The organism is Ruegeria sp. B1 (assembly GCF_056535885.1).
The window spans coordinates 369,709-385,336 of the sequence record NZ_JBQFJA010000002.1 but is presented as its reverse complement, the minus strand read 5'-3'; the positions used below and the strand labels follow the sequence as shown (position 1 = coordinate 385,336).

The following is a 15,628-nucleotide window of genomic DNA, read 5'->3' as shown; positions in this document are numbered from 1 at the left end:
ATGGACGCTCGGCCCCTCGTAGATCAGATCTGGCAGGCAATCGCCGCCACGCGCGACATCACCGTCGGTCGCCATGTGACCATGCCCGCTATCCTCCCGACCGAACGGCGCGCGCACGAAGCCCGCTTTTCCGCGGATTTCCCTGTTCTGCATCACCTGGACGCCGCCTTAACGCTAGCCCGCGCGCACAAACTATCCGCACTGGCCGAAGCCTTGGCTCAGGCCGCACCGCAGCTGAAGTGGTCGCAGAACAGCAGCTACACGGATCAGAATTGTTCGCGCAACTTTCTGGACGGATATGCCTATGCGGGGCTTTCCGGCCCCGACGCCGATCTGACCTGGGCCGCTCCGCGCACCGGCGTGATGCTGATGGGCCCCGATGTCCTTTATCCCGGGCACAATCACGAAGCGCGCGAGGTCTATCTGATCCTGACACCGGGAACACAATGGCGGCTGGACGGTGGCGATTGGTTTGATGTCCATCCCGGCGATCTGATCTTTCACGACAGCTGGCAGATGCATGAAATGCGCAGCGGCCCGCAGCCGCTGCTGGCCGCTGCGGCGTGGATCGAGGATGGCGACCGCGCTTCTATCCAGTTTGATGCCGCCCGGCAGGGGGCCACGGTATGAGCGGTTCAGAGCTGAAGAAATACGACCCACCCGGCCTGTATGCCGCGCATGGCCTTTATCACAACGCGGTGGCGGTGCCCGAAGGGCGGGCGCTGGTGTTTTCTTCGGGCCTGATCGGGGCGGATGACACCGGCGCGGTGATCGCTGATCCGCAAGCACAGATTGCCCGGGCCTGGCGCAACGTTGCAGCGTTTCTGCAAGGGATCGGCGCCAGGACCGAGGATCTGGTGCGGCTGCAGGTGCATCTTTCGGACCGCGGCTATGTCGATGACAGCAAAGCCGCGCGTATCGACGCCCTTGGTGCGCATTTAAACTCCGCCGTGACCGGGGCAATCGTGAGTCTCTTCGATCCCGACCTTGTGATCGAAATCGACGTCATCGTCGCGCCTCATCGCACAGCATCTAAAAAGGCAAACACATGACGGACAAACTTCTAATCGCCCAGACCGGCGCAACTGTCACCCTGACATTGAATATGCCCGAAGCGCGCAACCCCATTACCGACCGTGACGTGTGCACTGCGCTGATCAACGTCATGCAGCAGATCAATGACGATCACAGCGTGCGCGTGGCCATCCTGACAGGCGCGGGCAAGGGCTTTTCTTCGGGCGGAAACCTCAAGCATATGCGCGATCGAGAAGGGATTTTTGCCGGAGATGCCATCGGGGTCAAGGACGGCTATCGCAGTGGCATACAGCGCATGGCGATGGCTGTCTGGGAATGTGAGGTCCCGCTGATCGCGGCCGTAAACGGGCCGGCATACGGTGCGGGATGCGACCTCGCTTGTATGTGCGACATCCGGATCGCATCCAGCCGTGCCGTTTTTGCCGAGAATTTCGTGAATGTCGGGATTATTCCGGGGGATGGCGGGTCGTGGTTGTTGCCACGTCAAATCGGCCTAAGCCGCGCGGCGGAGATGACATTCACCGCCGATCCCATCGATGCCGAGACCGCCCGCGACTGGGGGCTGGTCAGCCGGGTCGTCGCGCCCGACGACCTGCTGCCCGCGGCGGAAGAACTCGCCGCTCGCATCGCCCGCAACCCACCGCGCCAGCTGCGCATGGCCAAACGTCTGATGCGCGAAGGGCAGACCGCCGGCCTCCCGCAGGTCCTGCAACTGGCCGCCGCTTATCAGGGGGCCAGCCATCAGACCAACGACCATATGGAAGCCGTCGACGCTCTTTTGAAAAGGCGCGAGGGAGTATTCTCGGGTCAGTAATGACGTCTTGCCCTCTACTCCCGTCGTTTGGCGGCTGTGCCAAAGCGACGGGATGTCAACGTGGCGGCATCCGGGGCAAAAAAGCGCTAACCGTGCGCGGATCGGAGAGCGATTTTGGGAAGCAAACACGCGGTTGAGGAGAGCAGGATCCCTCCGGGACCCCGCCAGACCCCTTTCCCGCCTTCTCCGGATCCAACCGGACCCAAGGTCAGCTTTCACTTTCAGAGTGTCCAGGCACGCTCGGCACGGGGAACAGTTTTTCAGAGGTTTGTCAGCTGAGCCTGACCGCCAAAAACGGAAATGGGTCCCATTATCGTTACCGTCCGGACGGCCGATTTCAGAGCGCTGAACCGTCTGTGGTGAACTGGCTGAACTCAAGCAAAGGAGTTCAGCATGCCCCATCTCGATTATACTGCTTTCGTCAATTCGCGCCGCGATGAGCGCAGCCTCGGCCACCATACGCTCCGGACCTACGCTCAGGATCTGCGTACCTTCGCGCGCTTCAGCAAGGCGCATGAGCTCACCGACCCGCTTTCGAAAGACGACATCCTCGCCTACCACCGCCACCTGCGCGACGATCTGGGCGCCAAGCCCGCAACCATCGAGCGCCGAGTCGTCACCCTCAAGTCGTACTATGCCTGGCGCGAAGATCGAAACAGCGCCCTGCCCTCCCCGTTCGCCGACGTCCGTATCTCTGTGAGGATCCCACGTAGTCTGCCGCGCCCCATTGAGCGCGACACCCTCAGAGCGGTTTTCCAGGCCGGCGACGGACCAATCGCTGTGCGGTCAAACTCGGCTGGACACCCAGCCTTTGGTCTGCCGCCTGCCTCCGTGAAAATAGTGCAGTCGAACTACTTGCAAATACATGAATTAGCTCACCGACCATACTTTTGTGTGCCGGCAGATTTGGTGTCGAATTGGTCTACGAAAGCCGTGGGGGTCTTTTGAGGGATCGGTTGCGAAGTTTCTGACTGAACGAAGAGTTGAAACCGAACCAGCGGCTTATGCCGCCGGTTCTGCAAATTTACGAAACGGCGAGAGTCCAGGCGTGAGTTGACCTTTGCGGATCATGTGCGCCACTTATATTCCGTCCAGCGTAGCCGCCGCTGAAGCGAAGACCTTGAATTCTAGCATCGGTCGAGTGCGTCACTTGATGAAGCGATAGTCTCGTTCCACGATGTTATTCAGATAAGTCCGCCTGACCTTCTCGATTGGAATCGGGTAACCAACTCCTTACCGCTCTCTATTCAGACGAGAGCCGCTCCAGTGCGCCCATTAAGGGCATCGCACGAACACCGCCCTGCCCTGGCACATCCTTTTCATCGGCATAGACGAGGAGCCGTTCCGAGACTTCCAAATCATCGGCTGCGATATGAAATCCGCGCGTGACTTTCGGCGACGTCGTCCGCTTGATTTCGATGCCCCAAATCTGACCTCGAGGAAGTTTCAGAACCAGATCGATCTCTGCTCCGGCGGATGAACGGTAGAAACTTGCCTCAGCTCCGCGGGGTGCAGCAGCGATTAAGTTCTCGATACAAAATCCTTCCCAGCTGCCGCCAACGACCGGATGTCCCAGCAAGTCTTCCCGTGCCTCGATCCCAAGAAGAGCGTGGGTTAGACCGGAATCTCGAATATAAATCTTGGGCGATTTGACCAATCGCTTGCCAGTATTGGAATGCCAAGGCGGCAGGCGCCGCACCAGCATCAAATCGACAAGCAGATCGAGATACCGGGCGACGCTCTGCCCCGAGACCCCGAGATTGCCTGCAAGCTTGGCTGCGTTCAGGAGCCCGCCTTGCTCATGCGCGAGCATGGTCCAGAGCCGGCGCAGCGTTTCGGCGGGGATGCGTAACCCGAACGAAGGGATATCGCGCTCAAGATAGGTCCTGATGAAATCTTCTCGCCAAGTGAGGCTGGCCCGATCATTCTTCGCAAGATAGCTGTCTGGAAAGCCACCACGCAGCCAGAGAGTGGACATCGCGTCCACTCCAATTTCTGGTAACATGAATGGCGTCAATTCGTGATAGCTCACCCGACCCGCCAGCGATTCTGCGCTTTGATGCAAGAGTGTGTTCGACGCAGACCCCAACAGCAGGAATTGCTCGGTCCGATGCCCTCGCCTGCGTCGGCGGTCGATTTGCCCGCGCAAGGCCTTGAACAGATCTGGCAAGAGCTGGACCTCGTCAATCACGACAAGACGACCTATCTGTTCGTCAAGATAAAGGTCTGGCTCATCCAGAACTTGACGATCCGCGGTTCGCTCCATGTCGAGATAGACCGCATCGCGGCTTTCCGCTATGTCCTGAGCAAGTGTCGTTTTGCCGACCTGCCGAGGTCCGAGCAGGACAACTCCAGCCTGGTTCTCCAGTGCTTCTTCAACGGATTTTCTATGACTGCGCTCGATCATACCTTGCATTTATGCCATACAGTGGAAGATTTGCGAGGTTAATATCGAGGAACCGGACCAATTGAAAGCGTGAAATCATCCAACCGAAAGGCTTCAAGGGGTTGTGTCGCAAATCTTAGGCCTGGATTGACGAGTCTGCTGATTCCGAAGTTTGTTGGGTTCTGTCGCAAACTTCGCCCCTACCTGTCAGTTCAAGTGCATTTCTGGTAGCGCGCACTTGTCTTGGCCCCCTAAAACTGTGCCACAGTTGGCTTAGTTTTGGAGACGGGATTGATGGCGCGGAAACGGTATTCGGACGAAGATATTCTGCGGCTTTTGCGCGAGATTGAGCTGGGCCTGGCATCTGGTTCGGATGTCGCGACGGCGTGCAGAACGGCTGGTGTCAGTGATGCGACCTATTACACATGGCGCAAGCGGTTTGGTGGGATGGGACGATCTGAGATGGCCAATCTGAAGGCGCTGCAGAAAGAGAATGATCGGCTCAAGAAAATCGTGGCTGAGCTTGAACTGGACAAACTCATTCTCAAGGAGAGCCTTGATTATCTAAAGCCAAAGGCCTGACGGCAGACCAGCTTCGTCAGGCCGTGGTCCACACCCGACAAAAGCTGGCAACCTCTGAACGGCGCACCTGTCGCGTGATTGGATTGGCGCGGAGCACGCTGCAATACCGCGCAGCGCCAAAGGATGATGAGGCGTTACGTCTGGCGATGATCCGATTGGCCAAACGGTATGGGCGCTACGGCTACCGCAAGGTCGCCGAGCTGCTGCGTGTCGAAGGCTGGGCAGTCAATCATAAAAAGATCGAACGACTATGGCGCGAAGAAGGCTTGCAGCTCCCACAACGGCACAAGAAACGCAAACGGCTGTACCACAAGGACAGCTCGATCATCCGGCTCCGACCGCAACATCCCAATCACATCTGGAGCATTGACTTTGTCCACGACAAGCTGAGCAACGGACAGAGCTACAAGATGCTGACGGTGCTGGATGAGTATACCCGTGAGGCGCTCTGCGTAGCGGTCAAGCCGAAGATGAACAGCGCAGACGTGCTGGATGCGCTCTACCCACTCTTATTGCGGCACGGGAAGCCCGAACACATCCGTTCCGACAACGGCGCGGAGTTCATCGCAACGGCCCTGCAGACCTGGTTAAGAAAGGTGGGCATTAAGCCGATCCAAATCTACCCGGGATCACCTTGGGAGAATGGATACAACGAGCGCTTCAATGGCACTCTGCGCCGGGAAGTCCTCAACGCAGAATGGTTCCACACCACCAAACAGGCTCAGATCGTCATCAATACCTGGCTTAGACAGTACAATCGTGTCAGACCCCATCAGGCTCTAAACATGCGACCGCCCGTTCCAGAAACCTTGCTCAAAACTGGCCCATAGAATTGGGGCTGGACACCGGATGTTCCAGACTATGCTTCCCACAAAGTTTGGTGTGACACGCGGTTACGCTGTGGGTAGAGAAGGCGAGATGATCGGTGATGATATACTGATCTACGAGAAAATGAGTTTTCCGACGGTCAGCGCAAGGGGAGATCTTTCTCTAATGAGAAAGGAAAAAGTCCCAGTAGACGCAATATACACGTATATAGAAGCCAAGCACTCGGTCGTTCTCGAAGGTGAAGGGCCGCAAAGCTTGAACAAAGCGATACAACAAGTTGACAACGTAAAAAAGCTAGTTTCTGAACGGCCCGTACGCCGAAAGGAAGAATGTATAGATGGTGTGGTTCTCAATGGCGACGGCGTTGGCATTGATATCGGTTTTTCTGATGGGTATCCAGAGTATTTGAACCCGCCCCACGGAATATTGTTTGCTCGGAACGTCAAAATTACTGGCGCTGGACCTGACCTAACTTGCGAAGAAATTTATGAATTTCTTGTAGACGGAACAATGGCGCAGGATCTTACAACCTCGCAATTTCCACCTGACCTAATTGTCTTGGGTCCAGACATAGTAGTGCTACCTGTCCACCCAGAAGAGGGCACAGAAGGTAACTACCGGGCACCGTTTGCACCTGAAGACCATGACCAATTCGCTGTCATTAAGTGTCCCGGAAGGGCATTTGGAGTCGGGCTTGCTTGTATTTTTGAAGCACTCGACTGGATAAAGCTAAAGCCGATGCCTTGGCGCGCAGTGGCTATCTCAGGAATGCTGACATAACCCCCAACTTCTAAGACTAGCACATGAGGGGATGTTCCTGCTTGACTGATGATGCGACAATCTATGCAAAGCGGCCATTCGCGGTGAATTGCGCTGCAACCGCAACGAATGTCTACTTGGTGGCCCTTTTCCCGCGCCTTGCTCAGTAAATTGCGGGCGCGGCGAAAGTCGGTTTTGTCCGGATAGTGTTCTCTAATTCCGCATCATTCCAGTTCATGCATCGTGCAGCGAAGGACCGCCGCTTTCCCGCGTTCTTGGATTGTTCTGAATTTTGGCCACTTTCGTGCGTTCGGGCCAGTTAAGCCTTGAATGGGATATAATGGGTTCCCCCTTTGTTCTTGCCTCAAGGCAAGTCTGAGCTTCTTGCCTGTATTGCAATCGACGCGATGTAGCATATATTGCTACAAATTGTGCAAGGAGCGGAAAATGGCGAGAAACCCAAGTGTTTCGCTGACTGAACATCAACAAGATTTCGTCCAGTCGTTAGTGGCGAGTGGCCGCTACCATGGCGTGTCAGAAGTCGTAAGAGCCGGTTTGCGGTTGCTGGAGGATGAAGAAGATCGGCGTGCAGCTGAAATCGAACGGCTGCGCGAGGGCGTTCAAGCTGGTTTGGACGACATTCGATCAGGGCAAGTCAGGGACTTTAATCCCGCACGGATCATCGCCAAAGGGGAGGCATTGCGATCCGACCACTCATCCTCCGAATAACGCCGACAGCTGAAAACGATCTGGCGGAAATCTGGGCGTATATCGCCGAGGACTCCACCATCAGGGCCAGTACTTTCATTGAAGAGATATCCGAGCGGTTCGTTCCACTACTGAGCCACCCGGAGATAGGCCCGGCGCGTGACCAATTGGCACCGGGTTTAAGAGCGCATTTTCACAAGAGCTACGTTATCTATTACACGTTCACCGAGACAGAGTTGATCATCGTTCATGTTGTTCATAGCGCCCGTGATGCCAAAGCTATTTTCTCCGGTGACTTTGGCGAATGAAAGGCAGCATCTGCAATGAATGACCATCCCAACAGATCCATGGTTCCAACTTTGGAAAAGGCCTCTGCCTTGTATCGCAAGGGTACTGGCTTGGTTGATCTGGCCCATCGCCATCGTACTGGCAGTCGGTAACTTTGCTGGCGCAACGTGCGGTGCGAAGATAGTGACGTCTACACTGGTGAAGATTGCAAACGCGATCGTCTTCATTGTTCCCGTAGTTGCCGCCTTGCGTCTGTTGGCGGAAAGCCGATGACCTCGCACCTTTCTAGGAATCGATCACAGGGATAACAATGTCGTCACCCCGAAACTCGACATTGGCTTCAATAAACACGGCTTTAAGCGCTGTTTTACCGTCGCGCTAATGACGAGTGAATTTCAACAAAGGCCCGCTTTTGCAATAGGTTTTGGAGATCCGCGCGGGGCGCGCGGCTCGCATTGATTTATTGACAGGGCAGGGCACACGGGCACGCCCGCTTAGCCCCTCCCAGGCATTATCATGATTAGCTGAGCAGACCGCCGGGGCGGTCTGCTGCGCTTGTTTTCCCGAGCGTCGCGGGGCCGAAAATCTCTCGTATCTGATCCGGTCCAGGGGGAAGGCGCAAAGAGAGACCCGCGCCAGGGCGCGGCTCGCAGGATCTCTTTTATGCGCCTCAAGCAGGAATCGTGAAAATCCCGGTTCCTCCCCGCGAGCGCGGGTCCCTCCCAAATTTGCCCGATTTCAGCCTGACCCCCAGTCCTCGGATCAGAACGGATCTTTTCCATCGGCCCCTCTCCTTCGCCGGGAAAAACGCGGAGGGGTGCGTGTGTCGATGTCAGTCCAGCAGGCCGTTTCCTTGGCCTGCTGTGTTCAAACCAAACCGCAAGCGGAGTTGGGAGGATCAAGAAAGGCTCCAGTGGAGCGTTTCCCCGACCAACGGGCCACATCGGCCGCCGCAGCACCACGAAGGAAAATACAATGCACGCTGATGCAGTAAAAGCAGAGTTCGAAATCGGGCAACCCGTCATTTTTGGCAATATGGCAAATCCCGACAAAACCGGGTGGATCGCTGCTATCGAGGCGAAACCGTCAGATATGACGGTATACACCCTTGGCGGTGGCACCATGGAACGTGAGCATTTTGACATCGTGATTGCATGGGAAAACCTGACCCATTCCGAAGTGTCCGAAGGGATCGCGCGCCCGTGGGCTGAGAAGGCGCAGCGCTATCAGGCAGAAGCCAAAGACCCGGCAGAGATTGCCGCGCTATTGGTTGAAGCCAAAGACCCGGCAGAGATTGCCGCGCTATTGGTTGAAGCCAAGGCAGCAGAGCAAAAGCGGCGTGATCAGCGCGCAGCCGAAGCCGAGGCACACAAGCAACAGGTTTCAGACTGGCGGGACAGCATCCGCGCCAAGGTGCCAGCCGATGCAAAAGCGGTTTTGGTCGCTGAGTTGGTCCATGACGAAAGCGATAGCATGACGGACTATTTCAATAGTTCGACCTCTAAAACTGTCATCTTGGGTTTTTCCCGTCATACCCGCGATTTGTTCCCAGAAATGCGCAAGGCGGCGGCGCGCTATGAGGCAACCGCCCATTTGACCGATGCGCCAGAGGATGCCGAACACCGCGAAAAGTACAGCATGGGCGGCGGCTATTATCTCAAGGACGGATACCGCCATAATTCCGGCTGGAAGGTCAGCAAACAGAGATTCTATGTGCGCGGCAACGATATCGCGGAATCTGTCCCTTTTGGTGAATGGGCCGTGCCCGATGGTCAGCCCTTTGTCACCGGCAACACCGAACGCGCGAAAGCCGATGCCGCGCCAGCCAATGCCGAGACATGCGGCGGTTTCACGATTGAGGAACACACGCACACCAAGCGCGGGTTTCAAATGTGGATTGTCAGCCCCGAAACCCGCGTTGACCGTGAAACCTTCTCAGCATGGCTTGCCAAAGCCAAGGAGCGCGGCGGCTGGTATTCCCGCAAATGGGGCAGCACCCCGGCCGGGTATGCCTTCAAGGAACAGGACGCCGCGCAGGAGTTCGCCCGCGAGCTTTCCAACTGAGGATCGGGCGGAAATGATGGTGCCACGGCTGTAGAGCGTGGCACCCACTCAGCCGAGATATCAAGGGTCAGACAAGCGCAGGCGACTGGTGCCGCGCGTCGATCCGCAGGGCGCAGAAAGAGCGCCGCAATGACATTCCCTATACCCACGAGGTCGACACATGACCCCCCATTGGGAAACCCACCTTTACACCTACGCGGTTTGTTTGACGCAGGGCGACAAGATCAAGCCGGAGAACCTTGAAGGCATCCGCGCCAAAGCCATCAATCACGGCCACACCGAGAACGAATGTCTTTTAGTTGAAGCCGACCCTTCGGCCTATGTCCGCGACGGTTTCAAAAGCCTGTCCGTTCTGGGCAAAGCCGTGACCATGCGCCGGATGATGGAAATCGGCATTCCCGACAGCACCGCGCACCGCACGGTTGCCAACGCAACCTATGCCCTTGAAATCGAAAGGTTGAAAAAATGAACGCGCACAATGTTCCCGCGATGCTGCGCAGCCTGCCCGATGTGGTCGCAGAGTATGACAAAAAAGCCGCCGCCATTTCTGATGAAATTCAGGCATTCTATGCGGCTGTACGCGCACTTGAGGTTTCGTCATGCGTGGGCGGCGCTTATGGCGGCTCGATCTGGACGGTACGCGGTGGAAGCGCGCCCGAGGTTCGCGAAAAGGTCTTGCAAGACATCCTGCGCAAGTCGGCATGGAAACACGTCTATGACGGTCTCTTTATCAACGACATTGCGAGCGCGGCCGACAGGAAACGCTTTGCGTTGGAAATGGAAAACCCGCCAGAATTCGCGCTGGACAATATCGGGGCGACATTCGGCACCTATCTTGTTGACCGGCGCCACCACATATTGCGCGGCCTGGCCGAGTGCTTTTGTGATCTGGACCCGGCCTATAAGTCTCACAGCAAGGTCAAGATTGGCGTGGCCGGTCTGCCCAAGCGCATCATCTTATCAAGTGTCGGCGGCTATGGCAGTTGGGGTTTTGAGCGACTGCGCGACGCGATTGACGCGCTCAATGCCTTCAGGGGCGAAAAGCATATCAGGCCAGGAGCCTTTGAAATCCTGTTGGAAGAAGCCGACGAACACGGCGCAAGCTATCATGAAGGTGTTGAAATCCGTCGCTTTGGCAATGGCAATGCGCATCTGATCTTTGATCCCGAGACCTTGCGCGAAATCAATCTGGCGCTTGCCGAGTTCTATGGCGACACGTTGCCCGACAGCCCCGAAGAAGTCACGCGCAAGCGGCCCGGTACCGATGTTGCCAAGAATCTGGCCTACTATCCGACGCCGCGCGCCGTGGTTGACCTGATCTTGTCCAAAGTGAATTTGAACGGCCGTCCGGACATTCTGGAACCGCAATGCGGGTGCGGGCGGTTTCTGGATGAGATCCGCGAACAAAACCCATTTGCCCGCGTCGTCGGGGTTGAGTATTTAGGGCCGCGCGTTGCCGAGTGCCGCGCCAAAGGCCATCACGTCATGCAGGCAAACTTTCTGCAGGTGGCTCCAGACCCGCGTTTTGATCTGGTGGTGATGAACCCGCCTTTTAATGGGCTTGAATGGCGAAAGCACCTTGATCACGCCCGCAAATTCCTGAAACCGCATCCCGAGGGTCAATGTTATGGCGGAGGAACGCTGATCTGTATTCTGCCCGGAACCGCCTATTATGACGGCCACCTTGACGATCTGGGCGCGCGCAAGAGGCATTCTGAAATCTGGAAGGATTTGCCCGTTGCGAGTTTCGCGGAAAGCGGCACAAACATTCCCACGGGCTATATCACTCTAGGTCCCAGCTGACAGGGTTCGGGCGTACATCAATCGTGCGCCCGGGCCGCATCTGCCCGTTTGGTGTTGTCGCGTGAGTCTACATCCCCACCGCACAGGCTTTCAGGTTGTTCCTGGTGTCCCGGCGAACCGGGGCCGGTGCCCCAATTCGCCAGGACTGTGCGCTTCCCGCGCGGGGGCGACCACATAGCGGCCGCAGTCACGGCGCCTCTGTTGTATCAGAGTTTTGTGTCAACCGATTTTGTTCTGAATTCTTCGGGAACACCTTTGGATTTGAGTACGTGTGGATCTCAAAACCCTTTTTCAACGACATTTTCAATTTCGCTTCCCATTTGGTCAGCTTGGCGATGACATTGATCCGCCACCGCACAACTCTCATGCTCTCCCAGGGCAACAGCCGAAACCATTCCGTTCCCATTGCAGGAACAGTTCCGAACATTCTGCCGCGATAAATCCAATGCAGACGCTGCTCTGTGGTGAAAGCCCACGGTTGCGGCACAGTATGTGCGATCGTCAGGCGCTCGCCGGAACTGTGTTCCAGCTCGCGCCTGCGCTTTTGCGTGGCGCGCTCCGTAAAACCGATCTTGAACAGTCGCGGATTCCGCTCGCTAACGAGAAGATAGACCGTACCGATCTTCACGCGCTTCGCGAAAAACCGTATCCTTGGCGACCGGCGACGCGTATTTTTCCGGAACAGGTATTTCATACAATAATTTTAGGTTGATGGGGTCGGTTCAAAAACGCTTTATTGCAGCCTACGCCAGCTGATCAGCCTTTCACAGATTCCGGCGGGTCCGCTCGATTGGGAAGATCTATTTGTGCGGCGCTCAAGTCATACTTTGTACATGGCGACAAATCTGGGGACGGTACAAATTCTACCTTCATGGCATCAAAGATGCGCGCCCGAACGATATTCAGCCCCACTATGCATTGGGACCCAGAATCGAGGTCAATTAAGTTGTCATCAAGAAAACTTTTACAGCCAAGCGCCGGGAGCCTTAGCCCCGGCTTCTTTGCGCCTCAAAATAGGTGCGCAGCACTGCGTTCATCCGTGTCAGGTGGCCTTTGCCGCCAGACTTGAAGTATTCAAGAACGTCCGCGTCAACGCGCAGATGCACAGATTGTTTTGGCTGGCGCTCAACAATGTCGGCGTCATCCCAAAAGCCATCTGGCATATCCAAGGCTTCAGCATCGTCGTTCGGCGCCTTGACTTCGCCGCGACGCTGCATCGCCCTGATTTCCTCAAGGGAAGCTGTCTTTGTATTTTTCATAGTCCTTCCGACCTCCTTTCCAGGCAGAGATTAGACGGATGTTCTCGCCGCGCATGGTGTAAACAACGGTGAACGGAGCACCATCAACCAAGCCCAGAGAGATAAACCGTTCTTCTCCATAGTCGTATCGGTCATCAGTTTTGGTGAGGGTCGGACCCTCGAATATTAATGCAGCAAACAGCAAATCTACGCCGTGTTTGGTGAGGTTTTGCTGACGTTTGTTTTCGTTCCAGTCGAACAGCATCGTGATTTCCAGTACGTTCTTTTTTCATACGAGTGTTTCCCTTTGATCGGCTGGTAAGTAGTATGTACCTCTTTTGTGTACACACTTCAAGAGACTTGTCAGAGTTGATTATGGGCTATGGGCGCATCCCGCCGCCTTCTGCTCGGGGCCGGGCTCTAGTCTGACACCGGCGTTGCCGTCGCCAGACCGGATACTGCCAGACACATTCTCCCTGCGACCCAGGTGCGGTTAAATCTGTCTCAATCGAGCCAGCTTTAACCGCGGTCGCAAGTCGCCTGTGCCCGTCCATATCTGCCGTAAGTGGTAACGATCCCTTTTGCAGTAAGTCAGAAGAGATCCGCGCGGGGCGCGTGGCTCGCATGGATCATGAGACAGGGCAGGGGATCGACACGGACTTGTGCCCGCGCTCACCCCGGCCCTGACATTCTCATAATTGGCTGAGCAGACCGCCCCAGCGGTCTGCTGCGCTTGTTTTCCCGAGCGTCGTGGGGCCGAAAATCTCTCGTATCAGATTCGGTCCAGGGGGAAGGCGCAAAGAGAGATCCGCGCTAGGGCGCGGCTCCCATTTCTTTTTTGTGCGCCTCAAGCAGAAATCGTGAAAATCCCGGTTCTTCCCACGCGCAAGCGCGCGGGTCCCTCCCAAATTTGCCCGATTTCAGCCTGACCCCCAGTCCTCGGATCAGAAACGGATCTTTTCCATCGGCCCCCCTCCTTCGCCGGGAAAAACGCGGAGAGGTGCGTGTGTCGATGTCAGTCCAGCAGGCCGTTTCCTTGGCCTGCTGTGTTCAAACCAAACCGCAAGCGGAGTTGGGAGGATCAGGAAAGGCTCCAGTGGAGCGTTTCCCCGACCAACGGGCCACATCGGCCACCGCATCACCACGAAGGAGAACGAAACATGAATGCACAGGTTGCAGAATTGGCTCTGACCCAAGAGCAGATTTGCGCAATGATTGCCGAGCAGAATGATGCGTTTCGCAAGCGTGAAGGCGCAGGCGGGAGCGGCCAGTGGGTCTTTACCACAGCCATCGACAACGAAGGCCCGGTATTCTTGCAAACCTGCCTTGAGGCGGTCCAAGTCAACGACGATTTCACCGAGGAAAACAACCCACAGGGAACCCACGAAATGGGTTTCATGGAGGTGATGGGTAAGAAGGTCTGGTGGAAGATTGATCTGCATGAGGAAATTACATTTTCAAGGCCTTTTCTTTCTTTGCATCGCTGGTTTGGCTCCTCGAATATGCTCACTCCAGTGGCATCGACTTGCATACGGTGGGCGTGTTGCCCGAACCAAATTTCCGTTCACGTTCCCGGAATGGAGCCGCCTTGGTTGGGACCAAACTTCTACAGGGTTTGTGAAGACCATCAATCTTCTCGGTCACTCAACCATCCGGCGTTGCGCGTTATTCTGAAGTTTTGGTATCCCGTTTTACACCTCCGCCTTCAGAACCGCGCCAGACGGGACAAGTCCCGTTTCCACGTATCGCCACAAAGCCACGATGAGCTTGCGGGCAAGAGCCACGATGGCAACTTTCTTTCTCATTCCCGGGCGCTCGGCGGTGTATTTCCGGAACCAGCGCGCAAGGGCACTTTGTGGTTGGTACCGCAGCCAGCACCACGCCAGTTCGATCCCGAGGGTTCGGGCCGGTCGGTTTCCGGCTTTGCTGATGCCCTGGCTTCGCTCCACGTCGCCGCTGGAATAGGGGCTGGGCGTCAGGCCGAGGTAAGACGACAGGTGTCGCCTGTTCTTGAACTCCCGGCCAAACACTTCGGCAGACAGAAGCATCGCGCTGTGCCGTCCAACGCCACGCAGCCCTTCGAGCAGCACGGCCTTTTCGTGTTCCGGGAACTGTTCAGATTCAGTCGCAAGGGCTTCGTCGCGTTCCTCTGCCAGAGCCTTGATCATGTGGTTCGCCAGCTCCAAGCGTTCGAAGGAACGGACGACCTCGCGCATCAGCTGAGGTGGGAAAGGACGGCCATCAGCAGTCTCGAGGCCTTCCAGTCTCTTGCGCCATGTCACCATCGCCGGATTGATGTGCCGAACGCCTTGAAGGGCGAGCAGGGCACGAATGCGATTGATGTGGCCAGTGCGTTCGCTCATCAACCTTTTGCGTTCTCTGTGGAAGCGCTTGGCATCTTCTTCGGCAACGGTTGGAACACGCACCGTGCGGAACGCCTTTCGATCACCGGAGGAATAGTTCTTCAGCAGAACGACCATGCCTTCGGCGTCGACGCGATCTGTTTTGACCCTGCGGGCTTTACGGTTCACGAGGAAGCTCGTGGGATCCACGACCAGCGTCTCGATCCCTTCGTTGGACAGAAGCCGCTGAAGCCAAAAACCATCGTACCCGGTCTCAAAGCAAACGACAGGTCGTTGATCCGCTCCGCAAAGCTCCGTCGCCTCCGCAACAGTCGTTCGAACCAGATCGATCAGTCCCGGCGTATCAAACCCGTCCAGGCGCACAGATTTGATCTTGGCCAAGTGCGGCGCATCAAGCGCCACAAGCCATTTCGATTTGCTCAGATCAATGGCGACAAAGCAGGTCGCAGCAATAGTAGGCGTCATCATCTTGGAAATCTCCACTCCTTAGATTTTGCGCCAAACCTATCCGGTCAGCGCGACCTCCTGCATGGAAACTTTTACAATCTCACCTATGATGGCGGGACAGAGAACCCGACCTCATTGGCCGACACACGTCGGGTTCTGACCATCCTTTTCCCCAGCGATTATTGAGTTCGGTCCCGGCCACGTGGTCGGGACTGGAAGCGCAACCTGCGCCGGAAAGGAGGTGAGTGCATGAACCCATACACAATTGACCGTCAACGCAAGTTGGCTTGGAGCAATCTCAAGAAGGGCGGTC

At 56.4% G+C, this 15,628-nt stretch carries 15 protein-coding genes and 3 pseudogenes; 12 read left to right on the top strand and 6 right to left on the bottom strand.

Going from position 1 to position 15,628, the window contains the following annotated elements:
- From ACR3ES_RS24635 to ACR3ES_RS24620, 4 genes are all read left to right on the top strand, one after another.
- Window positions 1–630 (top strand): dimethylsulfonioproprionate lyase family protein, encoded by a 630-nt coding sequence (locus ACR3ES_RS24635; RefSeq protein WP_170437088.1) that lies wholly within the window; start codon window positions 1–3, stop codon window positions 628–630.
- Window positions 627–1,052, top strand: coding sequence for a Rid family hydrolase (locus tag ACR3ES_RS24630; RefSeq protein ID WP_170437086.1), 426 nt, complete (start codon window positions 627–629; stop codon window positions 1,050–1,052). Before ACR3ES_RS24635 ends, ACR3ES_RS24630 begins: the two co-directional genes overlap by 4 nt.
- On the top strand, window positions 1,049–1,849 hold the full coding sequence (locus ACR3ES_RS24625; protein WP_170437084.1) for a crotonase/enoyl-CoA hydratase family protein: 801 nt from the start codon (window positions 1,049–1,051) through the stop codon (window positions 1,847–1,849). The genes ACR3ES_RS24630 and ACR3ES_RS24625 overlap by 4 nt, the downstream gene beginning before the upstream one ends.
- A 393-nt stretch (window positions 1,850–2,242) precedes the next feature.
- Window positions 2,243–2,797, top strand: coding sequence for a site-specific integrase (locus ACR3ES_RS24620; protein WP_170437082.1), 555 nt, complete (start codon window positions 2,243–2,245; stop codon window positions 2,795–2,797).
- Between the two features lie 54 nt (window positions 2,798–2,851).
- Here the strand turns inward: ACR3ES_RS24620 and ACR3ES_RS24615 are convergent.
- A pseudogene (locus ACR3ES_RS24615) lies at window positions 2,852–3,082 on the bottom strand (DDE-type integrase/transposase/recombinase); the annotation flags it as partial.
- 10 nt (window positions 3,083–3,092) lie between these two features.
- Window positions 3,093–4,265, bottom strand: coding sequence for an ATP-binding protein (locus ACR3ES_RS24610; RefSeq protein WP_480425591.1), 1,173 nt, complete (start codon window positions 4,263–4,265; stop codon window positions 3,093–3,095).
- A gap of 264 nt (window positions 4,266–4,529) precedes the next feature.
- Between ACR3ES_RS24610 and ACR3ES_RS24605 the strand changes: the two are divergent.
- The 7 genes and pseudogenes from ACR3ES_RS24605 (at window position 4,530) to ACR3ES_RS24575 (ending at window position 11,267) form a co-directional block, all read left to right on the top strand.
- Window positions 4,530–5,647, top strand: a pseudogene (locus tag ACR3ES_RS24605) (IS3 family transposase).
- Window positions 5,648–5,666: 19 nt separating this feature from the next.
- A complete protein-coding gene (locus tag ACR3ES_RS24600) occupies window positions 5,667–6,425 on the top strand; it encodes a DUF6602 domain-containing protein (RefSeq protein WP_480425592.1) in 759 nt (252 codons plus the stop codon).
- A 426-nt stretch (window positions 6,426–6,851) separates the two neighbouring features.
- The gene (locus ACR3ES_RS24595; RefSeq protein ID WP_170438200.1) at window positions 6,852–7,133 is read left to right on the top strand and encodes a type II toxin-antitoxin system ParD family antitoxin; all 282 of its coding nucleotides are present in this window, start codon (window positions 6,852–6,854) and stop codon (window positions 7,131–7,133) included.
- Window positions 7,103–7,420, top strand: coding sequence for a type II toxin-antitoxin system RelE/ParE family toxin (locus ACR3ES_RS24590; RefSeq protein WP_170438210.1), 318 nt, complete (start codon window positions 7,103–7,105; stop codon window positions 7,418–7,420). The genes ACR3ES_RS24595 and ACR3ES_RS24590 overlap by 31 nt, the downstream gene beginning before the upstream one ends.
- 955 nt (window positions 7,421–8,375) lie before the next feature.
- Window positions 8,376–9,464 (top strand): hypothetical protein, encoded by a 1,089-nt coding sequence (locus ACR3ES_RS24585; RefSeq protein WP_170438055.1) that lies wholly within the window; start codon window positions 8,376–8,378, stop codon window positions 9,462–9,464.
- A gap of 160 nt (window positions 9,465–9,624) precedes the next feature.
- Complete coding sequence (locus ACR3ES_RS24580) at window positions 9,625–9,933, top strand: hypothetical protein (protein ID WP_170438053.1); 309 nt, start codon at window positions 9,625–9,627, stop codon at window positions 9,931–9,933.
- Entirely contained in the window at window positions 9,930–11,267 is a 1,338-nt protein-coding gene (locus tag ACR3ES_RS24575) for a DUF4942 domain-containing protein (RefSeq protein ID WP_170438051.1), read from the top strand. The genes ACR3ES_RS24580 and ACR3ES_RS24575 overlap by 4 nt, the downstream gene beginning before the upstream one ends.
- Before the next feature lie 187 nt (window positions 11,268–11,454).
- Here the strand turns inward: ACR3ES_RS24575 and ACR3ES_RS24570 are convergent, their stop codons facing one another.
- From ACR3ES_RS24570 to ACR3ES_RS24560, 3 genes are all read right to left on the bottom strand, one after another.
- Window positions 11,455–11,961 carry a GIY-YIG nuclease family protein gene (locus ACR3ES_RS24570; RefSeq protein WP_170438049.1) on the bottom strand — a complete coding sequence of 169 codons (507 nt, stop codon included), beginning with the start codon at window positions 11,959–11,961 and terminating at the stop codon, window positions 11,455–11,457.
- A 292-nt stretch (window positions 11,962–12,253) separates the two neighbouring features.
- On the bottom strand, window positions 12,254–12,526 hold the full coding sequence (locus tag ACR3ES_RS24565; protein WP_480425594.1) for a BrnA antitoxin family protein: 273 nt from the start codon (window positions 12,524–12,526) through the stop codon (window positions 12,254–12,256).
- Window positions 12,498–12,770: a BrnT family toxin gene (locus tag ACR3ES_RS24560; RefSeq protein WP_170438047.1), complete on the bottom strand. Its 273-nt coding sequence runs from the start codon at window positions 12,768–12,770 to the stop codon at window positions 12,498–12,500. The genes ACR3ES_RS24565 and ACR3ES_RS24560 overlap by 29 nt, the downstream gene beginning before the upstream one ends.
- Before the next feature lie 895 nt (window positions 12,771–13,665).
- On the opposite strand from ACR3ES_RS24560, the pseudogene ACR3ES_RS24555 reads away from it, so the two are divergent.
- Window positions 13,666–13,893, top strand: a pseudogene (locus ACR3ES_RS24555) (hypothetical protein); the annotation flags it as partial.
- 303 nt (window positions 13,894–14,196) lie between these two features.
- Here ACR3ES_RS24555 and ACR3ES_RS24550 read toward each other — a convergent pair.
- The gene (locus tag ACR3ES_RS24550; RefSeq protein WP_480425094.1) at window positions 14,197–15,336 is read right to left on the bottom strand and encodes an IS110 family RNA-guided transposase; all 1,140 of its coding nucleotides are present in this window, start codon (window positions 15,334–15,336) and stop codon (window positions 14,197–14,199) included.
- Window positions 15,337–15,628: the final 292 nt, after the last annotated feature.